Raw genomic sequence first — 22,440 nt, forward strand, 5'->3', positions numbered from 1 at the left:
CGGTGACCGTGACGTGCGACACCGCACGATCTTAGGTCAAAGTACACGAAAGGCCCAGAGTGCCGAGGCACGCTGAGCCGTTCGCAGGGGGACGGGCTAGGACACGGTCGTCACGCCCAGGATGCGGAAGGCCGCGACGCGCGCGTTGCGCAGGCTGCCCTCCGGGTGCACGGCGACCGTGGTGCCCGGCTCGAGCGCGTCGAGCACGTTGCCGTCACCCTCCCAGAACGCCACGTGCCCGACGGCCTCCGAAGTCGTCTTGTAGAAGATCAGGTCGCCGCCTTTGAGGTCCGGCCAGGCGACCGACTTGGCGTAGAACTTCGACGGGGTCTGGTGGTTCTCGGCCCACTGCCACATGTCCACCGCGCGGCGCACGGGCCAGCCGGGGAAGTGCGGGATCGCGTCGTAGCCGACCTTGACCAGGCCCGAGCAGTCCAGGCCGGGCTTGGCCGCCGTGTCCTCGCCCCCGAGCCGGTACGGCACGCCGCGCTTGGCCATGGCGTTCTTGTGGCCGATCATGCTCCAGTTCCAGATCTCCCGCACCTGCGTGCAGTGGACGCCCTGCGCGGCGGTGCCGTTCTGGACCTGCACCCGCAGGTGGTTGATGTTGTCGATGGCGGTGGGGTTCCAGTTGGACTTCAGGCCCACCTCATGGGTGCCGTTGCCGCCGTTGTGGATGTAGTAGGCATCACCCGCGGGGAAGATGAACGCCGACCCCTGGTGGTCGGAGTCGTGGGCCGAGATGCGCAGCACGGGGGAGACGCCGCCGGCCGTGCCGGTGTCGTCGACCCGCCAGCGGATCGTCACCCGGTCGCCGGCCTTCCAGTCCACCTGCAGGAACGCCTTGGCGCCCGCGCACTCGACGGTGAGCGTGCCGCTCGGGTTGCTCAGCCCGTCGGCGGAGGCCGCGGGCGCGTTGACGAAGACGGCGGCCGCGGCGGCCAAGGCCGCGAAGGACGCGAAGGACGCGAAGGACGCGAAGGACGCGACGATTCTGGATCTCAACGGGGTCTTCCTTTCACGCGGGGGTCCTCCGAAAGCCGGATCCCGGCCTCGAGGGGCGTGAGCACACCGTAGGAAAGGCCGCTGGCAGCCCTCTGTCCGTACCGCGCCCGTACCGCCTGATTAGGGTGAGAGATGACGGGCACTCCTGCTGTGAGGAACATGACGGCCACACTTGTGTCGGTGAACGTCGGGATGCCGCGAGACGTGTCCTGGCAGGGCCGCACCGTGCACACCGGCGTCTGGAAGCGTCCCGTCGCCGGACCGCGCATGGTCAGGCGGCTCAACATCGACGGCGACGGCCAGGGCGACCTGCAAGGACACGGCGGCGAGCAGCGGGCGGTGCTGGTCTACCAGATCCAGTCCTACGCCCACTGGCAGGAGCACTTCGGCCGCGACGACTTCACCTACGGCCAGTTCGGCGAGAACTTCACCGTCGACGGGCTGCCCGACGACGAGGTGTGCATCGGCGACCGCTACCGCATCGGCGAAGCGGAGTTCGAGGTCACTCAGCCCCGCGTCACCTGCTACCGCGTCGGCATGCGGCTCGGCGAGCCCGAACTGCCCGCCCTGCTGGTGGCCCACCACCGGCCCGGCTTCTACCTGCGCGTCCTGACCGAGGGCGAGGTGTGCGCAGGCGACGCCATCGTCAAGACGCGCACCGGGCCGCAGGCGTTCACCGTCGCCGGCATCGACGCCCTGCTCTACCTGCCCGGCCGCGACCCCGGCGACCTGCGCAGAGCGCTGGCCATCCCCGCGCTCAGCCCCGGCTGGCGGCAGTCGTTCCAGGAACTGGCGCAAGGACAGGCGGCGCACGCCGAGGCATGGCAGGGGTTCCGGCCGCTGCGGGTCGCCGCCGTCGTCCGCGAGACCCCGTCGGTGCTGTCGATCCACCTGCAGGCGCCCGACGGCGCTCCGCTGCCCGCCGCCGAGGCCGGGCAGTACCTCACGTTCCGGATCGCCGCCGCCGGCGACCCGCCGCCGGTGCGCAGCTACTCCCTGTCGTCCGCGCCTGGCGCGGACCGCTACCGGGTGAGTGTCAAACGCGAGGAGTACGGCCTGGTCAGCCGCTACCTGCACAGTGACCTGCGCCCCGGCGCGATACTGGAGGTCGCGGCGCCGCGCGGCGACTTCGTCCTCGCCGGCGGCCCCCGCACCGTGACCGGCCCCGTCGTCCTCGCCTCGGCCGGTGTCGGCGCCACCCCCGTCATGGCGATGCTGCACCGCCTGGCCGCCGAGCACACCGGACGGCCGCTGTGGTGGATCCACGTGGCGCGCAGCCGCGCCGAGCACCTGTTCGCCCGCGAGGCCCACACCCTGCTCGCCCGCCTGCCAGGCGCCCGCGAGCACATCTTCTACACGGCCGAGGACCACCAGGACGGCCCCTGCGAGGACGGCACGGGCGAGGACGCCCCCGGCGGTGAGGCGACGGGCCGGCCTGCCGTGGTGCACCACGGCAGGCCCACGCTCGAGAGCCTGGCCGCGCTCGGCCTGCCCGCCGACGCCACCGCCTACCTGTGCGGCCCCGCCGCCTTCATGACCTCCCTGCGCGCCATGCTCACCAGGCTCGGCCTGCCCGGCGACCGCATCCGCACCGAGCTGTTCGGCGCCCGCGACGCCATCACCCCCGGCCTGACGGCCCGCCCCGCCGTGGCCCCGCACCAGCCCCAGTACCCGTCGCCGGGGGAGCCGGGCACCGGCCCGCTCATCACCTTCGCCCGCAGCGGCCTGACGGTCGCCTGGTCACCCCGCCACCGCTCCCTGCTCGACCTCGCCGACGCCTGCGACGTGCCCACGCGCTGGTCCTGCCGTACGGGCGTCTGCCACACGTGCCTCACGCCGCTGCTGTCCGGCGACGTCGAGTACGCCCCCGACCCCCTGGAGCCGCCGCCCGCCGGCCAGGCGCTCATCTGCTGCTCGCGCCCCCGCCACGACGTCGTGCTCGACCTGTGAGGCGCGACCCCCGTCAAACGCTGTCAGAGCGGCCGCCGCCGATGAACGGCACCCTGGCCGGCCGAATAACATTCCGCGAACGTTCATGGTGAAGACACTGGTCAGACCTACCGCAAGCTGACCGCGATAGGCAGAATCCAGCAAGCACGAATGTGAATACACCATGAACGAAAGCAGGACCGCACGACCATGCAAGCGCGCGCTATCAGTCAACGGGGACCGACGGGCGAGCGCCGGTTAGCACTGCTCTACCTCGCGCCCTCACTGCTCATCTTCGCGATCTTCGTCTTCTATCCCCTCGGCAGGACCTTCTACCTGTCCACCATGGGGACCGACATCATCGGGCGGGCCAACAAGTTCGTCGGCCTGGACAACTTCACGGCCATGTTCTCCGACCCGGCCTTCTTCAAGGCGATCGGCACGACCGCGCTGTTCGTCCTGTTCACGGTGGTGCCGGCGATCCTCGGCGCGCTCGCCGTCGTGCTGCTGCTGGAGTCGCGCATCAGCGGGCAGCGCATGTTCCGCACGGTGTTCGCGCTGCCGTTCGCCTTCTCGGTCGCGACCGCGTCGGTGATCTTCGCGCTCATCTACAACCCCGCCGTCGGCATGGCCAACGGCATCCTCAGCCACATCGGCGTCGAACGCATCGGCTGGCTCACCGAGCCCGACCTGGCCCTCATCTCCGTCTCCATCACCACCGTCTGGATGACGCTCGGCTACAACGTGCTCGTCCTGTCGGCCGGGGTCGGCGCCATCCCCACCGAGGTGGTGGAGGCGGCCAGGCTGGACGGCGCCACCGGATGGCGGCTGCACTACCGCATCACCATCCCCATGCTGTCGCCGCAGCTGTTCTTCCTCATCGTGATCTCCACGATCCACGCGCTGCAGAGCTTCGGCCAGATCCACATCCTCACCAAGGGCGGCCCCGACGGCGCCACCTCCACGCTCGTCTACTGGATCTACGAGAAGGCCTTCAGCTACGGCTCCTCCGACTTCGGCACCGCCAGCGCCGCCGCGATCGTGCTGCTGGTCATCGTGCTGATCTGCACGGGCATCCAGTTCGGCGTGCTGGAAAGGAAAGTCCACTACCGATGAGCCGCTCTTCCACCACCTCATCCTTCACGAGCAAGCTCGTCGTCTACGTCGTGCTCGGCGTGTGCGCCCTGCCGGTGGTCTTCCCGCTCTACTACGCCGTCGTCGGCGGCATCATGACCCCCAGCGACCTGGCCAGCTACCCGCCCAAGCTCATCCCGACGGCGATCGACCTCGGCAACTTCACCTCGGCGCTCGACACGATCCCGCTGGCCCGCCAGTACCTCAACTCGGCGATCCAGACCGGCATCGTCACCATCTGCCAGCTGCTGAGCAGCGTCCTTGCCGCCTACGCGTTCGCGTTCCTGCGCATGTGGGCCAAGACCGCGATGTTCGCGCTGTTCATGGTGACCCTCATGGTGCCGTGGGAAGCGATCATCCTGCCGAACTACCTGCTCATCTCCGACCTGGGCCTGACCAAGGGACCGCTCACCTACCTCGGGCTGACCCTGCCGTTCCTGGCCCACGCCTTCGGCACGTTCCTGCTGCGGCAGTCGTTCCTGCAGTTCCCCGTCGAGGTCCGCGACGCCGCCGTCATGGACGGCTGCGGCCACCTGCGCTTCCTGTGGCGCATCCTGCTGCCGCTGTCGAAGCCGGCCATCGCCGCCGTCGGCGTCTACGTCTTCATGACCACCTGGAACCAGTACTTCTGGCCCCTCATCCTCGGCAACGACGACAGGTACAAGACCCTGCAGATCGGCGTGTCCATGCTGAACGACGCCGAGTCCTCCAGCCCCACCCTCATCCTGGCCGGGGTCACCCTGGCCCTGCTCCCCACCCTCGCACTCGTGATCTTCGGACAGCGCTTCATCATCCGCGGGCTCACCGCGGGCGCGGTCAAGTGACCTCCTCGAACCAGAAACGGAGTTCCCCCCATGGCATCACCCCGAACCCGGCACCTGCGCGGCGCACTGGCCGTCGCGGCCGCGCTGTCGCTCACCCTGGCGGGCTGCGGCAGCGACGGCGGCTCAGGCGAGGGCGGTGAGGCCGCCACCGCCCCCGGCCCCGACGCGATCACCGAGCCCGTCGAGATCGAGTTCTGGCACTCCATGAAGGAGAAGAACGAGCTCGCCATCAAGGCCATGGTGGACGACTTCAAGAAGGCCAACCCCAACATCACCGTCAAACCGGTCTTCAAGGGCGACTACGACCAGATGATCGTCGCCTACAAGCAGGCCGTCCAGCAGGAGGCCACCCCGCCGCTGGTGCAGATCTACGACATCGGCTCCCGCTTCATGTACGACGCCCAGCAGGTCGTGCCGATGTACAAGTTCATCGAGGCCGACAAGTTCGACCAGAACGCCAACATCGAGCCCAACATCGCCAGCTACTACACGATCAAGGGCAAGCTCTGGTCGATGCCGTTCAACTCCTCCGCGCCGCTGCTCTACATGAACGCCGACGCCGTACGCAAGGCTGGCCTCGACCCCGACAAGCCCCCGGCGACGCTGGACGAGATCGGCGAATGGGCCGAGAAGCTCACCGTCAAGGAGGGCGGCACGGTCAAGCAGTACGGCTTCAACGCCGCCCTGTACGGCTGGTTCGTCGAGCAGCTGACCGCCCAGGACAACGCCGAGTACTGCGACAACGGCAACGGCAGAAACGGCCTGGCCACCAAGGTCAACTTCGGCGCCGGCGCCGGCCCCAAGTTCGCCGAATGGCTGGGCACCCTGGTCAAGGAGGGCTACGCCACCAACACCGGCCGCCCCACCGACCAGGCGCAGAACGCCTTCAAGACCGGCACCGTCGCCCTGCACCTGGAGTCGACCTCCGCCCTCGGCGGCTACACCCAGGCCGCCGAGGGCAAGTTCGAGCTGAAGACCGCGCCGTTCCCCAAGCCGTCGGCCTCCTCCACCGGCGGCACCATCATCGGCGGCGCGTCCCTGTGGATCGACGCCGTCGGCCACAGCGACGCCGAGAAGCGCGCCGCCTGGGAGTTCGTGAAGTTCTCCAACACCCCTGAGCAGCAGGCCAAGTGGCACGCCGCGACCGGGTACGTGCCGGTCAACCCGCAGGCCAAGTCCAACGACGACCCCAACTTCCAGGTCGCGGTCACCCAGCTGCGCGCCCAGCAGCCGTCGCCGGCCACCTCCGGCTGCCTGCTCGGCATCATGCCGGAGGCCAGGAAGGCGGCCGAGGTCGGCCTGGAGCAGGCCGTCCCGGCGGGCGCCGGCCAGGAGCCGAAGACCTCGGCCCAGCAGGCGATGCAGGCGGCGGCCGACGGGCTGCAGCAGGCCATCCAGAAGTACAACGCCAACGTCGGCCAGTAACGGCGCGCCCTTGAGGGCGCGCCGCCGTCCCGGCCCGCGGACCACGGCCGCGCTCCCCGGCGATCGTCCGGGGAGCGCGGCCGCGCTCATACGGGGAGAAGACGCCGGTGGGGCTTTCAGGCGGGGCTTTCAGGTGGAGTCGCCCCAGCCGCGGCGGGCGGCCAGCAGCGTGAACAGCTCAGGATCGGGCGAGGCGTCACCGCCGCCGGCGGGGGAGCCGGACGGGAGCGGCAGCGCCGCCCGCCACCGCATGAGTGCCTGATCCAGAAAGGAGCGGGCGACCAGCTCGGCGGACGCGAACGGCTTGGGCAGGTAGTCGTCGGCGCCGAGGCTGAGCTGTCATGCCGTCAACGATGCCAGATCCTCGGTCGCAGCCCGGTCGCAGCCGCCGTGTCATGCCGCCTCAGACGATCTTCTCTTCCACACCGGGCCAGCCTGACGCCCGGCTTGCTGAATGGTTCGGGAAAGGGATTCCGCACACGATCACATGAGAGGTGCCGCCGGGCAGCCCGCTCGTCCGAAGCTCATGACACGCCTCTCACCAGCGCCCCTACACCAGCGCCAGCTGAGCCGCCCTCGGCTCACGACGCACCGGCGCGGGAGCGCCGCATTCCATCCCGTACGCCCGGCACAGCTGCGCGATCTGCCCCGTGATGCGCCGCTCGTAACCCTCCGACGGCGACCCCGCCCGGTCGTACAGCTCCTCATACCGCTCCACCAGCGCCGGATGCGCCCGCCCCAGCCACTCCAGATACCACTCCCGCGTCCCCGCCGGCAGCCGCAGCACCACCGGCTCCACCACCCGCGCCCCCGTCGCCGCGATCCGCCGCACCGTCGCCCCCAGCTGATCGGCCGCGTCACTCAGCAGCGGCAGCACGGGCGCCATCAGCACCCGGCACTCCACCCCCGCCTCCACCAGCGCCGACACCAGCTCCAGCCGCGCCTGCGCCGACGGCGCGCCCGGCTCGACCGCCCGGCGGATCCGCTCGTCCACGAACGCGATCGACACCGCCACCCGCGCACCCGCCCGCGCCAGCAACGGCGCATCCCGCAGCACCAGCGCGCTCTTGGTGTAGACCGTGAACGGCGTCCCCGACGCCGCCAGCGCCCCGATCACCCCCGGCATCAGCCGGTACGTCTCCTCCGCCGCCTGATAGCAGTCACCACCCACCCCCACCGCCAGCTCCTGGCCGTCCCACCGCCCAAGCTCCGCCCGCAACCGCTCCACCACGTTCGGCCGCACCACGATCCGCTCGTCGAAATCGGCCCCCGCCCCCAGCCCCAGCCGCCGATGCCCCGCCCGCGCCCCACACCCCCGGCACGCATGAGCACACCCGCGATAAGGGGAGACGGCCCACTCCTGGACGATGCCCGCCGCCGGCGGCACCCGCTCGATCACCGTACGGGCCTGCATCTCATAGAAACCGCCACGCACCACCGCACGCCGCTCGATCAGCGGCCGATCATCGGCAGCCTCGTCATCGACCAACGCCAGCACGTCCCAACCCACGCCACCCAGTGGAACACGTTTTCGACAGCGTTTTCAAGCAGTTCCCGCCAACGCGAGCCCGGGGGAGAAGAGCCCTAAAATTCGGTACGCCCGTACCACTTCGCTCCGGGAGACCCCCATGGCCTGGCTCCTGCTCGCCCTCGCCATCGCCTCAGAAGTCCTCGCCACCAGCGCACTCAAACTCTCCAACGGCCTGACCCACCTCGGCTGGAGCATCGTCGTCGCCGCCGGCTACCTCACCTCCTTCGCCCTGCTCGCCCGCGTACTCAAACTCCACCTCGACATGGGCACCGCCTACGCCGTCTGGTCCGGCGCCGGCACCGCCGCCATCGCCCTCATCGGCGCCGCCTTCATGGGCGAGACCCTCACCGCCCTAAAGATCGGCGGTATCCTCCTCATCATCGCCGGCGTCGTCGTCCTCAACCTCGCAGGTGGCCATTGACCCCACACCGCAGCCCCGCCCAAGACCGCAGCAGACGCCGCCGCGCCACCCTCCTCGACGCCGCCGTCCACCTGCTCACCCACGGCGGATTCGCCGCCGTCACCCACCGCGCCGTCGCCCACCACGCCCGCCTGCCCCTGGCCGCCACCACCTACTACTTCGCCTCACGCGACCAGCTCATCGCCGAAGCCTTCGCCCAGCTCGTCGACCACGAACTCGCCACCACCCGCGCCTGGATCACCCGCCACGGCCCCCACCACCTCCTCGACCAGGTCGCCGCCGCCGACCACACCCGCCAGCTCGCCCTGTGGGAGCTCTACGTCCACGCCGGCCGCGACCCCGCCCTGCAGGCCATCGCCCGCCGCTGGAGCGACGGCTGCCTGCGCATCCTCGCCGACACCCTCCGCCTGCCGCCCGACGACCCCCGCCTGCGCCTGCTCTACACCACCGTCTCCACCCTCTGGCTCGAGCACCTCGTCGAACGCCGCCCCCTCGACGAAGCCCGCACCCTGCTCACCCTCGCCATCGAGCACGCCATGATGGGGTGCCGGTAAGAAACGTCCCATAGGCCCTGAACGAGCGTTGCTGCGGGAGCAACGACCACTTGAACCTGCGGAGCCCGAAGCCCCGAAGGCCGGGTGGTCGTGATGGGCCCGGTCGAGGCCCAGCGTTCCGCCCAGCGCCCAGCAGGACCAGGCCAGTCCCAGCCCGGAGGCCACACCAGGAGGCCCGCACCCACCCAGGAAGAGAAGATCACCGGCATGGCCGGCAGCCGACGGCCCCCTCGCCGGGCCAGCGCCAGCTCCAGCGCGATTCCGGTCGTCGCCATCATCACGGTAACGACTGGTCCTGCTGCGCGTCCTGGAGCTCGAACGGGTCCACCTCCGCTGGGCTCAGTGGGCACTGGCCGTCCTTGCGGCCAGAGCGGCCAGACCGTCGCGGCAGGAGGGGTAGCGGGGCGTCCAGCCCAGCTCGCCGATGGCGCGCCGGTTGGACAAGCGGATGTGGGTGGTGACCATCAGGCTGCGCACGTACGGCAGGGCGGCGAGGAGCCGGCCTGGCACCCGCCGGGGAGGAGGCGCCCCCGCAGCTTGCGCGACGGCGCGGAAGTAGGCCTCGAAGGTCACCGGCTGATCATCCACGATGTTGTACGGCTGGCCGGGGCGGCCACGGTGCAGTGCGGCGAGGGTGGCCGAGGCGGCGTCGTGGATGTGGATCAGCGAGACGGTACCGCTGGGGCTCGGGGCGGGCAGCCGGCGTCGCCGGGCGAGGTGGATCAGCCGCCGGGTGGCGGGCTCCGGACCGTAGAACATGCCATAACGCAGGGCGACGCCGTCGATGCCCGGCGTGCCGAGGACCTGGTCCTCGTTGCTGCGCAGGGAGATCATGTGCCGGTCGAAGCCTTTGTGGCCGGTGCGAACGGCGAAGGGGTGGTCCTCCTCCAGCAACCGCTCGCCGTGATCGCAATAGCCGTATCCGAGGAAGAACGACTGGGTGAGGAAACGGCGGGCACCGAGTTCGGCCGCGGCACGCAGCAAATGGGCGGTGCCCCGCTCGCGCAGTGCGTCGGTGGCGTACAGATGTCGGTGCAGGAACGGCACGCCGGTGATGGCTGTCGCCTGGTGGATCACCGCGTCGGCCCGCCGGCCCTCCAGAGCGGTCAGCAACTCCTCGATGTTCATGATGTCGGCTCGCACCGGCTGCGCGCCCAGCGCGGCCAGCTGAGCCGCGCCGGCCGCGGACCTGGTCAGGCCGAGCACGTGATGTCCCTCGGCCAGCAGCATGGGGATCAGGGCGGAGCCGAGTGCGCCGGTCGCGCCGGCCAGCAGGACCCTCATGATCCCGCCTCCGCCTGGCCGCGCAGCTGCCGGATCCGTGCGATCCAGGCCGCCAGCGCCGCCGCGGAGACCGCCAGCAAAATCCATGGGTCGGAGGCGTTGCCGCCCAGCGGCAGGTCGAGAGCGTGATTGACGGCGTGGAAGGTGTTGGTGAACACGAAACCGGCCAAGACCACGGCCAGGACGTCGCGCCAGCGCAGGGCGCACAGCATCATCAACCCGATCCCGATCTGAAACACGCCCGCGTCGTGCAGGAAGTGCACGTGATTGGGCCAATTGGCGAAGCGGGCGAAGCCGGCTGGATCCAGCCGGGCCCAGCATCCGGTGCTCAGCATGGTCAGCGCCGCCAGCACCACCACGGCCTTGACCAGTCCGTCCTTGGACATCTGTCATGGTTCCTTTCCTTGCCTCTGCTCATGAGAGGCGTGGCGCGCCCCGGAGCGTGACATGGACGCCATGTGATCCAGGGCACATGTCACATCTGGGCCGCGAATCCTCTTATATGGGCAGGACATGGCGTTTAAGGAGACAGATGGCCGCCGCGGACACCACCTTCAACCAGCACAGAAACCTGCTGTTCACCCTCGCCTACGAGATGCTGGGCAGCGTGCACGACGCCGAGGACGTGGTGCAGGAAACCTGGCTGGCCTGGGACACCGTGGAGGCCGACCAGATCGAGCACCCCAAGGCATACCTGGTGCGCATCGCCGTACGGCAAGCGCTGGCACGCTCGCGCCGTCTGCGCGCCGCTCGGGAGGACTACGTGGGGCCCTGGCTACCGGAGCCCCTGCTCACCGCAGCCGACCCCGCCGAGGCCGCCATCCAGGCAGAAGAGCTGACCTTCGGCCTGCTGGTGGTGCTGGAGACCCTCTCTCCGCTGGAACGGGCGGCCTTCGTGCTGCGAGAGGGATTCGGCTACGAGCACGCCGAGATCGCCCGCCTCCTGGAGCGCTCTCCCGCGGCGGCCCGCCAGCTGATCCACCGCGCCCGCGAGCACGTCCAGGCGCGGCGGCCGCGCTTCCCCGCAGACCCCGACCTTGCGCGCCAGGCCGCCGAGCGTTTTCTGGCCGCCACGCTCGGCGGCCACCTCGGAGATCTGATGGATGTCCTCGCCCCCGACGTCACCCTGTGGACCGACGGCGGCGGCGCGGTGCCGGCCGCCCTGCGCCCGGTGAACGGGGCAGCCAAGGTGGCACGCCTACTCGCAAAGCTCGGCCCCCGCTATGGTCACCTGCGCGCCCGCTGGCTCCACGACAGCCAGCCCACCGCGCTGCTGACGGCTGAGGATGAGCTGCTCGCGGTGCTGGTGTTGGACCTGGACGCCGTTACCGGCAGGGCGCGGCACATCTACGGCATCGTCAACCCTGGGAAACTCACCCACCTGTCGCCGGCCACCAACTACGTGTAATCGCTGCCGTCCCCGGCGTGCGCGACCTCCCTTACCGGCACCCCATAATGAGGTCCGTGATCCACCACCTCGCCCTGCACGCCGACTGGCAGCACGCCCAGAACGCGGGGGAGTACCGCATCTCCACCCTCGGCCGCACCCTCGACGACGAAGGCTTCATCCACTGCAGCCGCGACCTCGCCCAGCTGCGCACCGTCCACGACACCTTCTACGCCGACGTCACCGAGCCGCTGCTCGTCCTCGACATCGACCCCACCGGCCTCGACGTCCGCGTCGAGAACGGCTACCCCCACCTGTACGGGCCCCTGCCGCTGACCGCCGTCACCGCCGCCCGCCCCTACACGCCCTGAAGACCCGCCATGGACACCAGGACCGCCGCCCAGCGCTTCGCCGACACCTGGCAGCACGGCTGGACCCACCACGACACCGGCGCCATCATCGCCCTCTACCACGACGACGCCGAACACCTCAGCATGCCCTTCCGCCCGCCCCACCGCGGAAAGAAGGCCATCGCCGACTACATCACCTGGTCCTTCAGCGGCGAGACCGACCCCCACGTCACCTTCGCCACCCCGATCGTCGACGGAGACCAGGCCGCCATCGAGTTCCGCGTCCACGCCCACGAGGACGGCCGCCCCGTCACCCTCGCAGGCTGCGTCTTCGCCCGGTTCACCCCCGACGGGCTCGCCATCCGCACCCGCGACTACTGGCACACCACCGACGGCCACACCTGACCGCCGGCCGTCGACCAGTCAGCGCACCACCCGCAACGGCACCCGCCCAGCAGGAACCGGCGCTGCAGGAACCGGCGCTGCAGGAACCGGCCCAGCAGGCACCGGCGCGGGGGAGGGCTCCCGCCGAGGCTGCGCCTGCACCCGAGGCTGAGGCCGAGTCGGCTGTGCCTGCTGCTGTGCCTGCTGCTGTGCCTGCTGCTGCGCCGGGTGCTGTGGCTGCCCCTGAAGCTCAGGAAGCGCCCGCTGCTGCGCAAGCCGCTGCTCCTGCTCGGCCGCCTGCCGCTCCGCACAACCACCCGCGCAGTACCCGTTGGTCACGATCAGCCGACCGCGCAACGTCGTGTACGCATCCTTCCCCGAAGCGGGCAGAACCCCCCGGCACACCGGGCATAACACCGACTCAGTCCCCACGTGCTGCTCCTCTCGCGGCGCGAATAGCAGGAGCTCCACCCTAAAACGCCACCCCCCGAGGGCGACACCCAATCAACACAAAGTCAATTCCGCCGTCAATGCCCCCGCCGGCCCGCCCAGGCCACCGAAACCCCCGCTCACCACCCCCGATATCACCCTGCGCACGCACCCCGACACAGCTAAAAAATCTTCACACCCGGCACACCCATCACAAGGGCAGGGGAGAGGCACCCACCCCACCCACCAGCACCCATCACGCTCCGCGCACCCGCCCCACCTGCGACAAAACGGCAAAACCCCGCTATTTCCTGACTTCCACTGCGCACAACCGCACAATAACCACCCGCATTACGCACACAAACATCGCAAATGTGCGCCACCTCACAAAACCCCGAATTCCATGTGATCCTCAAGCAATGGCCCACCCACCCCAGAACCACCACCACCGCCTGGGCCGCCATACTCACCGGCCGGCTCATCATCGCCGCCGTCACCCTCTTCACCGACCGCCCCACCGGCTCGGCATCGACGAACTCATCGCCTTCGGGGGAGGAGCACCACTCGGACTCCTCACCGAATACACCATCTTCCGCCGCCGCCCCTGAATGGACACCCTCACCCTCGCCACGCCGCGGCGTGGTTCGCGCTCAGGAGGGGACGGGACGGGCTGACGTTCGCCGCCACGCCGGCCACCGCCGCGTCCCTGCCATTGACCGCCGGGGGACTCATCACCGGCTCACCGCCGCAGGACGTCGCGGACCCCGGCGCGCTCGAGCGGCCGGCCGTGGTGGCGCCGCCCATCGTCCCGCTGCTGCTGGCCGCGCAGGCGCTGCTGTGGTGGGTGCACCGGCGCCGGGTGAGCGAGCGTACGGTGACGTTCTTCTGACAGCCCCTGCCGGAGAGGCCCCAGAAACGGTCTACTTGACATAATGTTCATTATCAAGCAACGAGCAGCCGCGGCGAATAAAGCCCGCACGCCCGGGCAGACGCCTGCACATGCCCGCCCTCGCCATCACCACACCGAGCCTCGTCGCGATCACCGCAGTGGTCACCGCCGCCGCCATCTGGCTGATCATCTTCGCCGTCCGGCTCACCAGGAACCCGCGCAACCGGCCGACGATCAGCATCGACCTCGTCGATCAAGCACGAGAGCTGAAGGCGGTCGGCCAGATCCAGGAAGCCGTCTTCCTCGTACGCGGCGAAACCGGCATGAGCCAGCGCGCCGCCGCACGCTTCGTCAACCGTTTATGACCCCGGGCCCCCGCTTCCGGCCGCCCTCACCCTCGATTCCGATACCAGACAGAATGTGGGTTCTGTCGGGTATAGCGCTTTTCATCCCGTTCATGCCGATTTAACGTCGTATGGCGGGACACGCGATGACGTCTCGTTGCGGCACTCGACACGGACGCGGCGAGCGGATCCCCTGGGAGAAGCCGTCGTGAAGGCGGTGCCCGCACGCCGGAGGCGAAGCTGGAGCGCGGGCAGGTCGCGTCCAGGCCGGACTACAGGGGCGCTCCCCTACCCCGCCAGGCTCGTGGCCGGGAGTTCCCCTCGCTTGAGGTCACGGACGGTCACCAGTTACGAGTGCGACCGAACCAGACATTTCGGGCTTGGAAGGTGGTGTCGCCGGTGGGGCCGGGCTGCTGGTGCCATTCGGGGTCGCCGGGTTCGACGCCGGAGGCCCAGGAGCCCATCTGCAGGTTGATGATGAGGTACTGCGGGATGCCGGCCCAGCCCACGCCGCGGTGGGTGGCCTGCCATTGGCCGTCGAAGTAGTAGTCGAGCAGGACGTCGTCGCCGTCCTTCTCCATCCAGAGGCGGTAGCGGTGCCAGGCGCCGGGGTCGGTGACGGGTAGTGGGGTGCGTTCTGCGGGGTCGTTCTCGCCGGCGGCTTTGGTCCAGGTGTTGAAGAGGTTGGTGGAGTCGCCGACGTATTCGAGGATGTCGCTCTCGGGGGGCCAGTCGGGGTAGATGCCGGTGGTCCAGAAGGCGGGCCAGATGCCTTGGCCGGTCTGGGTGCGGAATTCGCCTTCGATGTCGTACTCGGGGAATTGGTCGTTGATGAGGATGGGGGTGGTGGCGTGGACGGCGCCGGAGTGGTACCAGATGGGGGCGTTGGGGTTCGAGGGGCTGTTCTCGGTGCTGGTGGTGAGGCGGGCGGCGGTGAGGGTGAGGACGCCGCCGGAGAGGGTGGTCTTGCTGGGGAGCATTTTGGCGGCGCCGTTGTGGTATTGGCCCCAGGGGTAGCCGTGTTGCCAGCTGTCGGTGAAGCCGTCCTGGTCGTCGAATGACGTTTTTTCGACGATGTTCTCCCAGGTGGGGGCGGTGGCGCGGGCGGGGGTGGCGAGTCCTGAGAGGCCGGCGGCTGTTGCGGTGGCGAGGGTGAGGAGGGTGCGGCGGTTGAGGGTGTGGTCGGGCATGTGGCTCCTTTCTTGATCGTTGTGAGTCGTACGGTAGAGGGTTTCGGGGTGTGGTGGGTGCGGTAGCTATGAGTCACTTGTCATGACTCATAGTGATTGGACGGGATCATGTCTCGTGTCTGTGTCGTCGCCGCTGTGCTCGTGTTCGGTGCCGTGCTGCCGGTGGGCGTCGCGTCGGCCGCTTCCGCTGAGGTGCTCCGGGCGGGGACGGTCACGATCGCCGATTGTGTGATCGGGGCCGGGATCATCATGCCGAGTTCGTCGAGTCCGACGCGGCTGGTGTGTGTCGGGGGTCTGCACAACGGCAAGCCGGTGGGTGGTATCGCCTGATCGCCTGGCTGTGGTGGGCTGCTCCCCCGCGCCTGCCCGGGGACGGCGGGGCGGTCGCCGGCCATGCGGAAGTGGGGGCGGTATCCCGGAGCGGCCGTTGGAGTGGGTGTCCTTGGGCGGTCAGGTGAGGGTGACGTCGCCGCCCGCGGGGTGTTGGCAGCGGCCGTGGGGGCGGGGGTGGTCGAGTTGGCGGCATTCCCAGGTGGTGCCGTCGACGTTGACGGTGAAGTTGGGGAGGTCGTCGCCTGGGGTGGGGCGGTTGCGGTGGTAGGCGTCGGCGACGTGGCGGGCGGTGGTGCAGGCGGTGGCGGGTTGGGTGGGGAGGTCGGCGGTGATGTGGAGGCCGGTGGGGGTTCGTCCGCAGTCGGTGGTCCGGGCGGCTGCTGGTGGTGGGTGGGCGGCGGTGTCGTGGGTCGGTGTGGTGGTGCAGGCGGTGGTGAGAGCCGTGGTGAGGGCGGTGGTGAGAGCGAGGGCGGCGGTCAGGGTGGTGAGGGTGGTGTGCATGGTGTGTCCCCCTTCTCTGGTCAGGATGCGGGGTGACGGCGGGTGGGTGGGTGTCGTGGGGGTGAAGGTCGGTTCAAGGGGTTTTGGGGGTGCGGGAAGTCGGGGTGGGCGGGCGGGTTTGGATCGTGGTGGGGCGGGGTTGTGTCAAGGGGCCGGCAGTGGATTCTGTCCTGGGCGTGACCTGGGGTGGGGTGGTGGGGCGGGATGCTGGGGGTGTGGTGATGTGTCTCGCATGGGCGGGCTGTCATCGCCGGGGGCGCTCGGGCTACTCCCCCGCTCGGGCGCCCCTTCTTCGTGGGGGTGGGGGCGGTGACCTGGCGGGATCTTACGGGGCAAAGCGGGTCAATCTGGGGCCGAGGACGTGGCTTTTTGCCGTGATTGGTCACCAGCAGTGGAGATTTCATGTCAGCATCATGTGCATGTATGGGTCATATGGGACTGCCGTAAAGGGTCGTGACGCGTGCGGCGATCCGCCGTCCGCCTGGTAGCCCCTCCCCTGGTGACCGCTGCTCCCTGTTCGGAAAGAAGTTCCCGCGTTGCGTATCTTGCTGCTCTGTTCCTCCTTCAACGGCCTGACCCAGCGCGCCTGGCTCGAGTTGCGCCGTTCCGGGCATGACGTCGGTGTCGAGCTGGCCATCTCGCAGGAGCAGATGACGGAGGCGGCCGAGCTGCACAAGCCCGATCTGATCATCTGCCCGTTCCTGAAGGAGCGGGTGCCGGACGCGTTGTGGCGCACCCACCGTACGGTGATCATCCACCCGGGGCCGCCCGGGGACCGGGGCCCGTCCTCGCTGGACTGGGCGATCGCCGACGCCGAGCCCGAGTGGGGCGTCACCGCGCTGCAGGCGGTGGAGGAGATGGACGCCGGCCCCATCTGGGGGTACCGGACGTTCCCGATGCCGGCCGAGCCGCCGCGCAAGTCGGCGCTGTACAACGGGCCGGTGTCGGACGCGGCGGTCGAGCTGGTGGCGGAGGTGGCGGCCAAGGCGGCCGATCCGGCGTTCGTGCCGGTGCCGCTGGACTACCGCTCGCCGGAGGTGCGGGGCCGGTTGCGGCGGGCGATGCGGCACGCCGACCGGGAGTTCTCCTGGAGCGAGCCGACCGAGGACATCCTGCGGCGGGTGCGCGCGGCCGACGGCGCGCCCGGCGGGCGGGCGGTTCTGTGCGACCTGCCGGTGCGGGTGTTCGACGTCTACCGGGGTCCTGAGCTGGCGGGGACGCCCGGTCAGGTGGCGGGGCGCCGGGAGGGCGCGGTGCTGGTGCACACCGGTGACGGCACGCTTTGGGTGGGTCATGTGAAGGTCGAGCGGGAGGGCGGCATCAAGCTGCCGGCGACGCTGGCGCTGGGCGACCTGGTGGCCGAGGCGCCGCAGCGGCCGGGCTACAGCGAGATCACCTACGACCGCAGCGAGGGCGTGGGTGTGGTGAGTTTCGACTTCTACAACGGCGCGATGTCGACCGATCAGTGCCGGCGGCTGGCCTCGGCGCTGCGGTACGCGGTCGCGCAGGACACGCGGGTGCTGGTGGTGCGCGGCGGTGAGGTGTTCTCCAACGGCATCCACCTGAACGTGATCGAGGCGGCGCGGCAGCCGGAGCAGGAGGCGTGGATGAACATCAACGCCATCAACGCGGTGTGCCGGGAGATCGTGGGCTGCACGAGCCAGCTGGTGGTGACCTCGATCGGGGGCAACGCCGGTGCGGGCGGGGTGATGATGGGGCTGGGCGCCGATCGGGTGATCGTGCGTGACTCGGTGGTGCTGAACCCGCATTACCGCACGATGGGGCTGTTCGGCAGCGAGTACTGGACGTATTCGCTGACGCGCCGGGTGGGTGCGGAGCGGGCGCGGGCTCTGACGCAGGAGGCGTTGCCGATCGGCGCGGCGGAGGCGGTGGAGTTCGGGCTGGCCGACAAGGCGCTGGCGGGTTCGCGGCTGGACTTCGAGCGGCGGGTGCTGGAGTACGCCGAGCGGCTGGCGGCCGATCCGGGTTATGACCGGTTCCTGGCGGGCAGGCGGCATGCGCGGGAGGCCGATGAGCGGCGTAAGCCGCTGGACGCCTATCGGGCCGAGGAGCTGGCGGAGATGAGCCGGGACATGTTCGACGATCAGAACGGGTTCCGGCAGGCGCGGCAGGCGTTCGTGCACAAGGTGAAGGCGGAGGCGACGCCGGAGCATCTGGCGCGTCTTCGGGAGTTGTCCGGCGCGTCGGCACCCTCGGGCGCAACTACATCTCATATGTGAGATATGGTTCCCTGTTGTGGCAGATGATTACCTTGTGCGGATCGGCCGGCTGATCCGGGACGCTCGCCAGCATCGCGGTTGGACGCAGCTGCAGCTGGCGGATGCGCTGGCGACGAGCCAGAGCGCGGTGAACCGGATCGAGCGCGGAAACCAGAACATCAGTCTTGAGATGATCGCCCGGATCGGCGAGGCGCTCGACAGTGAGATCGTCTCGCTCGGCTATGCCGGGCCGATGCATCTGCGGGTGGTGGGCGGCCGCCGGTTGTCGGGCAGCATCGACGTCAAGACGTCGAAGAACGCGTGCGTGGCGCTGCTGTGCGCGTCGCTGCTCAACTCCGGCCGGACGATCCTGCGCAAGGTGGCGCGGATCGAGGAGGTGTACCGCATCCTGGAGGTGCTGGCCTCGATCGGGGTGCGGGCGCGCTGGATCAACGAGGGCAGCGACCTGGAGATCGTGCCGCCGTCCCGGCTGGAGCTGGAGGCGATGGACACCGAGGCGGCGCGCCGTACCCGGAGCGTGATCATGTTCCTGGGTCCGCTGATGCACCGCACGGAGCAGTTCCAGATCCCGTACGCGGGCGGCTGTGACCTGGGCACGCGTACGGTGCAGCCGCACATGTCGGCGTTGCGGCACTTCGGGCTCGACATCACCGCGACGGGTGGTTTCTACCATGCGCGGGTGGATCGCGGGGTGGCGCCGTCGCGGCCGATCGTGCTGACCGAGCGGGGCGACACGGTGACGGAGAACGCGCTGCTGGCCGCCGCCCGCCACGACGGGGTGACGGTGATCCGCAACGCCTCGTCCAACTACATGGTGCAGGACCTGTGCTTCTTCCTGGAGCAGCTGGGCGTGCGGGTGGAGGGCATCGGCACGACGACGCTGACGGTGCACGGGGTGCCGCACATCGAGCGGGACGTCGACTACTCCCCGTCCGAGGATCCGGTGGAGGCGATGAGCCTGCTGGCGGCGGCGGTGGTGACGTCGTCGGAGCTGACGATCTGCCGGGTGCCGGTGGAGTTCCTGGAGATCGAGCTCGCGGTGCTGGAGGAGATGGGGCTCGATCACGACAGGGGCGGTGAGTACGCGGCGGCGAACGGCCGTACGCGGCTGGTGGACCTGACGGTGCGGCCGTCGAAGCTGGTCTCCCCCATCGACAAGATCCACCCGATGCCGTTCCCGGGCCTGAACATCGACAACGTGCCGTTCTTCGCGGCGATCGCGGCCTCGGCGCAGGGGTCGACGCTGATCCACGACTGGGTGTACGACAACCGTGCGATCTACCTGACGGAGCTGACCCGGCTGGGCGCGTCGGTGAAGCTGCTGGACCCCCACCGGGTGCTGGTGGAGGGGCCGACGCGGTGGCGCAGCGCGGAGATGATGTGCCCGCCGGCGCTCAGGCCGGCGGTGGTGGTGCTGCTGGCGATGATGGCGGCCGAGGGCACGTCGGTGCTGCGCAACGTGTACGTGATCAATCGGGGGTATGAGGATCTGGCCGAGCGGCTGAACGCGCTGGGCGCGCGGATCGAGACCTTCCGCGACATCTGACCCTTGCCTGGCCTTGCCTGCCCTTGCCTGCCCTTGTCTGAGCCTGTCCTTTGAGCGGCGCGGCCCCCGGATCTTGCTGTCCGGGGGCCGCGCCGTTGTCATCGCCGCGTGGCGCGGGTGCGGTTGGCGCGGATCTCGTCGTGGTGGCCGGCCGCCCAGCCGATGAGCTGCCTGACGATCTCGTGCAGGCCGGCGGCGAGCGGGGTGAGCGCGTACTCGACGCGTGGCGGCACCTCGGCGTAGGCGGTGCGGGTGATGAGGCCGTCCTGGGTGAGCTGGCGCAGGGTGTGGGTGAGCATGCGCTGGGAGATGCCGGGGATGTGGCGCTGCAGGTCGGTGTAGCGCATCGGGCCGCCCTCCAGGACGGCGATGATCAGCATGCTCCATTTGTCGCCCACTCTGTCGAGCACCTGGCGGACGAAGTCCATGTGCTCGGCGGGGATGCCCGCGCACGGCCCGGCCGCGGCCGCCATCTCGATGCCTTGGCCGTCGATGCCTTGGCCGTCGATGCCTTGGCCGTCGGTGGCTGGGCTGTCGTGCATGGCGCCCGTTCCTCTCCGTCGCGCACATCGGTGTGCCTTTTGTAGCGCCTTCCATACTGGCTCATACTGGCGTTACGCACAAAAGGGAGGAATTGGAGGTCAGGGCGGTTTCGGGGCACCGCCGCCCGGACCTGGTCCGTCCTCCTGCTCGCCTCGCCCGCCGCTCCGGCGGACTCGACATGGAAAAGGTCTGACTGTGCCCACTCTCGCCATCGTCGGCGCCGGCCCCGGCATGGGGCTGGCCATCGCCCGCGCCTTCGGCCGCCGCGGATTCGACGTCGCGCTGATCGCCCGTACCAAGGAGAAGCTGGCGGCCCTGGCCGGCCGGCTCGGCCGGGAAGGCGTCACGGCGGAGGCGTTCCCCGCGGACGTCCTCGACCGTGACTCCCTGACCGCCGCCCTGGACGCGGCCAGGGACCGTTTCGACGGGATCGACGTCCTGGAGTACTCACCGGCCCCGCACGCCCCGGTGCCCGGCCTCACCCCGGCCCTTCCCTCCGAGGTCACGGTCGGCACTCTGCAGCCGATGATCGAGTACCAGTTCTACGGCGCCGTCACGGCCGCGAGAGCGGTCCTGCCCGCGATGCGCGCGGCCGGCGCAGGGACCTTGCTGTTCACGACCGGCGGCGGCTCGATCGACCCGGTGCCGATGTTCGGCAACGTCAACGCGGCCGGGGCGGCTCTGCGCAACTGGGTGCTCAACCTGAACAAGGAGCTGGACGGCGGCGGCGTGCACGCCGCCCACGTGGTGATCAACGTGTGGATCGGCGACCACGGCCCGGAGGGCGCTGCGACGGCGACGCCCGAGCAGATCGCGCCCTTGTACTGGGAGCTGCATGAGCGGCGTGACCGCGCCGAGGCGGTCTTCGGCGCCTGACCGGCCCCCGCCGGAGGCGGGCCGCCGTGTCCGGGCCGCCTCCGGCGCCACCGTCGCTCAGAGGGCGGTGCTGGTCGCCGGTGTCGTTTGTCGGTGCCGCCCGCTACCGTCGTGTGTGGATCTTCGAGTCGTGACGTGCGGAAAGGGGTGGCCGGTGCGGCCTGCGGAGCTCGACCGGTTGACGGTGGCGGAGGCGGCGGACCGTTACGTGGAGCTGGTGCGCGCCAGGACACTGACGGGGGCGCTGTCACCGTCCACGGCAGAGGTCTATGCCCGAGACGTGGCCACGCTGGTGGAGCTGGCCGGCGCCGACGTGGTGCTCGACGACCTGACGGGCGAGGACGTCGATGCGCTCCTGCTGGCCTTCGCGCGCCGCCCGGACGGACGTAAGGGGGTGGCGCGGGAGAAGGGGGCGGGGCAGTCCCCGTCGTCGCAGGCGCGTTTCCGCCGGTCGATCTCGGCGCTGTTCAAGCACGCGGCGCTGGCGGGGTGGGTGCAGATCAACCCGATGACGCGCTCCAGCGTGACGGCCAGGGAGCGGGGCGGGCTGCCGCCGCAGCGGCGGGCGCTGACCCGCGAGCAGGCGCAAGGTCTGATCGGGGCCGCGCGTGCGCTGCCGGAGACGGCTCCGGAGCAGGGCAGGCGCCGTGACCAGCGTACGGAGCTGCGCGACGCGGTGATCGTGCTGCTGCTGGCGACGGTGGGGCCGCGGGTGTCGGAGCTCGTACGCGCGAACGTGGAGGACTTCTACACCAACGACGGGGTGCGTTACTGGCGGATCTTCGGCAAGGGCGGCCGTACGCGTGACGTGCCGCTGCCCGACGACGTGGCGGCCGTGCTGCAGACCTACCTGGAGCGGGGCCGGCCGGCGGGGGCCGACAAGGCGCTGCTGCTGTCGTGGCGGGGGCGGCGGCTGGCGCGCGGCGACGTGCAGGCGGTGATCGACCGGGTGCAGGCGCGGGTGCCGGCCGACCAGCGCCGCTCGGTCACCCCGCACGGGCTGCGCCACACCACGGCCACCCATCTGCTGGCGGACGCGGTGGACATGGACGCGGTGCGGCGGGTGTTGGGCCACGGCGACCTGTCCACGCTGGGCCGCTACCGCGACGACCTGCCCGGCGAGCTGGAGGTCGCGATGCGCGCCCACCCCCTGCTGCGCGACCGCCCCGAATCCTGACCATCCTCCGTGAGACGCGGCTGCCCTCTGGCGGAGGCTGGGGTGGTAAGGCGACGCCGGTTCCGCCAGTGATGTGGTCGGTGAGCAGGCGACCTGAACGCCGATGCCGCAGACGCGCCAACAGGCGCTCAGGTTGTTCGGCCA

At 70.1% G+C, this 22,440-nt stretch carries 24 protein-coding genes; 16 read left to right on the forward strand and 8 right to left on the reverse strand.

Features of this window, described 5'->3' with window-relative positions; genetic code table 11:
• Positions 1–96: 96 nt before the first annotated feature.
• Positions 97–1,005 (reverse strand): NlpC/P60 family protein, encoded by a 909-nt coding sequence (locus AB0K18_RS08580; RefSeq protein ID WP_364911832.1) that lies wholly within the window; start codon positions 1,003–1,005, stop codon positions 97–99.
• A 159-nt stretch (positions 1,006–1,164) separates the two neighbouring features.
• Between AB0K18_RS08580 and AB0K18_RS08585 the strand changes: the two genes are divergently transcribed.
• The 4 genes from AB0K18_RS08585 (at position 1,165) to AB0K18_RS08600 (ending at position 6,317) form a co-directional block, all read left to right on the forward strand.
• The gene (locus tag AB0K18_RS08585) at positions 1,165–2,955 is read left to right on the forward strand and encodes an MOSC and FAD-binding oxidoreductase domain-containing protein (protein ID WP_364911835.1); all 1,791 of its coding nucleotides are present in this window, start codon (positions 1,165–1,167) and stop codon (positions 2,953–2,955) included.
• A 189-nt stretch (positions 2,956–3,144) separates the two neighbouring features.
• Positions 3,145–4,050 (forward strand): sugar ABC transporter permease, encoded by a 906-nt coding sequence (locus tag AB0K18_RS08590; RefSeq protein WP_364372940.1) that lies wholly within the window; start codon positions 3,145–3,147, stop codon positions 4,048–4,050.
• Positions 4,047–4,892, forward strand: a complete 846-nt coding sequence (locus AB0K18_RS08595; RefSeq protein WP_364911837.1) for a carbohydrate ABC transporter permease — start codon at positions 4,047–4,049, stop codon at positions 4,890–4,892. The genes AB0K18_RS08590 and AB0K18_RS08595 overlap by 4 nt, the downstream gene beginning before the upstream one ends.
• A 30-nt stretch (positions 4,893–4,922) precedes the next feature.
• On the forward strand, positions 4,923–6,317 hold the full coding sequence (locus AB0K18_RS08600) for an ABC transporter substrate-binding protein (RefSeq protein WP_364911840.1): 1,395 nt from the start codon (positions 4,923–4,925) through the stop codon (positions 6,315–6,317).
• Positions 6,318–6,446: 129 nt separating this feature from the next.
• Here the strand turns inward: AB0K18_RS08600 and AB0K18_RS08605 are convergent, their stop codons facing one another.
• Together AB0K18_RS08605 and AB0K18_RS08610 are read right to left on the reverse strand one after the other, a co-directional pair.
• On the reverse strand, positions 6,447–6,569 hold the full coding sequence (locus tag AB0K18_RS08605; RefSeq protein ID WP_364911842.1) for a hypothetical protein: 123 nt from the start codon (positions 6,567–6,569) through the stop codon (positions 6,447–6,449).
• A gap of 298 nt (positions 6,570–6,867) precedes the next feature.
• On the reverse strand, positions 6,868–7,827 hold the full coding sequence (locus AB0K18_RS08610) for a radical SAM protein (protein ID WP_364911845.1): 960 nt from the start codon (positions 7,825–7,827) through the stop codon (positions 6,868–6,870).
• 118 nt (positions 7,828–7,945) lie between these two features.
• Here AB0K18_RS08610 and AB0K18_RS08615 point away from each other — a divergent pair, with 118 nt between their 5' ends.
• Positions 7,946–8,269: a multidrug efflux SMR transporter gene (locus tag AB0K18_RS08615; protein ID WP_345407234.1), complete on the forward strand. Its 324-nt coding sequence runs from the start codon at positions 7,946–7,948 to the stop codon at positions 8,267–8,269.
• Positions 8,266–8,823 carry a TetR family transcriptional regulator gene (locus AB0K18_RS08620; RefSeq protein ID WP_364911848.1) on the forward strand — a complete coding sequence of 186 codons (558 nt, stop codon included), beginning with the start codon at positions 8,266–8,268 and terminating at the stop codon, positions 8,821–8,823. Before AB0K18_RS08615 ends, AB0K18_RS08620 begins: the two co-directional genes overlap by 4 nt.
• 339 nt (positions 8,824–9,162) lie before the next feature.
• Here the strand turns inward: AB0K18_RS08620 and AB0K18_RS08625 are convergent, their stop codons facing one another.
• Entirely contained in the window at positions 9,163–10,107 is a 945-nt protein-coding gene (locus AB0K18_RS08625) for an NAD(P)-dependent oxidoreductase (RefSeq protein ID WP_364911851.1), read from the reverse strand.
• Positions 10,104–10,493 (reverse strand): hypothetical protein, encoded by a 390-nt coding sequence (locus tag AB0K18_RS08630; protein ID WP_345407243.1) that lies wholly within the window; start codon positions 10,491–10,493, stop codon positions 10,104–10,106. The genes AB0K18_RS08625 and AB0K18_RS08630 overlap by 4 nt, the downstream gene beginning before the upstream one ends.
• A 146-nt stretch (positions 10,494–10,639) precedes the next feature.
• On the opposite strand from AB0K18_RS08630, the gene sigJ reads away from it, so the two are divergent.
• The 5 genes from sigJ (at position 10,640) to AB0K18_RS08655 (ending at position 13,911) form a co-directional block, all read left to right on the forward strand.
• The gene (gene sigJ / locus AB0K18_RS08635) at positions 10,640–11,515 is read left to right on the forward strand and encodes an RNA polymerase sigma factor SigJ (RefSeq protein WP_364911855.1); all 876 of its coding nucleotides are present in this window, start codon (positions 10,640–10,642) and stop codon (positions 11,513–11,515) included.
• 56 nt (positions 11,516–11,571) lie between these two features.
• On the forward strand, positions 11,572–11,865 hold the full coding sequence (locus tag AB0K18_RS08640; protein ID WP_345407249.1) for a DUF952 domain-containing protein: 294 nt from the start codon (positions 11,572–11,574) through the stop codon (positions 11,863–11,865).
• 9 nt (positions 11,866–11,874) lie between these two features.
• Entirely contained in the window at positions 11,875–12,249 is a 375-nt protein-coding gene (locus AB0K18_RS08645) for a nuclear transport factor 2 family protein (protein ID WP_364372973.1), read from the forward strand.
• A gap of 1,120 nt (positions 12,250–13,369) precedes the next feature.
• Complete coding sequence (locus tag AB0K18_RS08650; RefSeq protein WP_364911859.1) at positions 13,370–13,546, forward strand: hypothetical protein; 177 nt, start codon at positions 13,370–13,372, stop codon at positions 13,544–13,546.
• Between the two features lie 110 nt (positions 13,547–13,656).
• On the forward strand, positions 13,657–13,911 hold the full coding sequence (locus AB0K18_RS08655) for a hypothetical protein (RefSeq protein WP_364911862.1): 255 nt from the start codon (positions 13,657–13,659) through the stop codon (positions 13,909–13,911).
• A 320-nt stretch (positions 13,912–14,231) separates the two neighbouring features.
• Here the strand turns inward: AB0K18_RS08655 and AB0K18_RS08660 are convergent, their stop codons facing one another.
• Entirely contained in the window at positions 14,232–15,080 is an 849-nt protein-coding gene (locus tag AB0K18_RS08660; protein ID WP_364911865.1) for a family 16 glycosylhydrolase, read from the reverse strand.
• 108 nt (positions 15,081–15,188) lie between these two features.
• On the opposite strand from AB0K18_RS08660, the gene AB0K18_RS08665 reads away from it, so the two are divergent.
• Positions 15,189–15,410, forward strand: a complete 222-nt coding sequence (locus AB0K18_RS08665) for a hypothetical protein (RefSeq protein WP_364911867.1) — start codon at positions 15,189–15,191, stop codon at positions 15,408–15,410.
• A gap of 120 nt (positions 15,411–15,530) precedes the next feature.
• Here the strand turns inward: AB0K18_RS08665 and AB0K18_RS08670 are convergent, their stop codons facing one another.
• Positions 15,531–15,914, reverse strand: a complete 384-nt coding sequence (locus tag AB0K18_RS08670) for a hypothetical protein (RefSeq protein ID WP_364911870.1) — start codon at positions 15,912–15,914, stop codon at positions 15,531–15,533.
• A gap of 536 nt (positions 15,915–16,450) precedes the next feature.
• On the opposite strand from AB0K18_RS08670, the gene AB0K18_RS08675 reads away from it, so the two are divergent.
• Both AB0K18_RS08675 and AB0K18_RS08680 read left to right on the forward strand, forming a co-directional pair.
• Positions 16,451–18,154: an enoyl-CoA hydratase-related protein gene (locus AB0K18_RS08675; RefSeq protein WP_364911873.1), complete on the forward strand. Its 1,704-nt coding sequence runs from the start codon at positions 16,451–16,453 to the stop codon at positions 18,152–18,154.
• 34 nt (positions 18,155–18,188) lie between these two features.
• Positions 18,189–19,700: a UDP-N-acetylglucosamine 1-carboxyvinyltransferase gene (locus AB0K18_RS08680; RefSeq protein ID WP_364912731.1), complete on the forward strand. Its 1,512-nt coding sequence runs from the start codon at positions 18,189–18,191 to the stop codon at positions 19,698–19,700.
• A gap of 98 nt (positions 19,701–19,798) precedes the next feature.
• Here AB0K18_RS08680 and AB0K18_RS08685 read toward each other — a convergent pair whose 3' ends face one another.
• Entirely contained in the window at positions 19,799–20,242 is a 444-nt protein-coding gene (locus AB0K18_RS08685) for a helix-turn-helix domain-containing protein (protein ID WP_364911876.1), read from the reverse strand.
• 196 nt (positions 20,243–20,438) lie between these two features.
• Between AB0K18_RS08685 and AB0K18_RS08690 the strand changes: the two genes are divergently transcribed.
• Entirely contained in the window at positions 20,439–21,119 is a 681-nt protein-coding gene (locus AB0K18_RS08690) for an SDR family NAD(P)-dependent oxidoreductase (RefSeq protein WP_364911879.1), read from the forward strand.
• Between the two features lie 154 nt (positions 21,120–21,273).
• Complete coding sequence (locus tag AB0K18_RS08695) at positions 21,274–22,296, forward strand: tyrosine-type recombinase/integrase (RefSeq protein WP_364911882.1); 1,023 nt, start codon at positions 21,274–21,276, stop codon at positions 22,294–22,296.
• The last annotated feature ends 144 nt before the right edge of the window (positions 22,297–22,440 follow it).

The organism is Nonomuraea sp. NPDC049421 (assembly GCF_040677005.1).
Taxonomy (GTDB): Bacteria; Actinomycetota; Actinomycetes; order Streptosporangiales; family Streptosporangiaceae; genus Nonomuraea; species Nonomuraea salmonea.

Coding starts and splice junctions, on each gene's coding strand:
- AB0K18_RS08585 (WP_364911835.1), top strand. CDS start 1,165: ATGACGGCCACACTTGTGTCGGTGAACGTCGGGATGCCGCGAGACGTG.
- AB0K18_RS08590 (WP_364372940.1), top strand. CDS start 3,145: ATGCAAGCGCGCGCTATCAGTCAACGGGGACCGACGGGCGAGCGCCGG.
- AB0K18_RS08595 (WP_364911837.1), top strand. CDS start 4,047: ATGAGCCGCTCTTCCACCACCTCATCCTTCACGAGCAAGCTCGTCGTC.
- AB0K18_RS08600 (WP_364911840.1), top strand. CDS start 4,923: ATGGCATCACCCCGAACCCGGCACCTGCGCGGCGCACTGGCCGTCGCG.
- AB0K18_RS08605 (WP_364911842.1), bottom strand. CDS start 6,569: ATGCGGTGGCGGGCGGCGCTGCCGCTCCCGTCCGGCTCCCCCGCCGGC.
- AB0K18_RS08615 (WP_345407234.1), top strand. CDS start 7,946: ATGGCCTGGCTCCTGCTCGCCCTCGCCATCGCCTCAGAAGTCCTCGCC.
- AB0K18_RS08625 (WP_364911851.1), bottom strand. CDS start 10,107: ATGAGGGTCCTGCTGGCCGGCGCGACCGGCGCACTCGGCTCCGCCCTG.
- AB0K18_RS08630 (WP_345407243.1), bottom strand. CDS start 10,493: ATGTCCAAGGACGGACTGGTCAAGGCCGTGGTGGTGCTGGCGGCGCTG.
- sigJ (WP_364911855.1), top strand. CDS start 10,640: ATGGCCGCCGCGGACACCACCTTCAACCAGCACAGAAACCTGCTGTTC.
- AB0K18_RS08645 (WP_364372973.1), top strand. CDS start 11,875: ATGGACACCAGGACCGCCGCCCAGCGCTTCGCCGACACCTGGCAGCAC.
- AB0K18_RS08655 (WP_364911862.1), top strand. CDS start 13,657: ATGCCCGCCCTCGCCATCACCACACCGAGCCTCGTCGCGATCACCGCA.
- AB0K18_RS08660 (WP_364911865.1), bottom strand. CDS start 15,080: ATGCCCGACCACACCCTCAACCGCCGCACCCTCCTCACCCTCGCCACC.
- AB0K18_RS08665 (WP_364911867.1), top strand. CDS start 15,189: ATGTCTCGTGTCTGTGTCGTCGCCGCTGTGCTCGTGTTCGGTGCCGTG.
- AB0K18_RS08670 (WP_364911870.1), bottom strand. CDS start 15,914: ATGCACACCACCCTCACCACCCTGACCGCCGCCCTCGCTCTCACCACC.
- AB0K18_RS08685 (WP_364911876.1), bottom strand. CDS start 20,242: ATGCACGACAGCCCAGCCACCGACGGCCAAGGCATCGACGGCCAAGGC.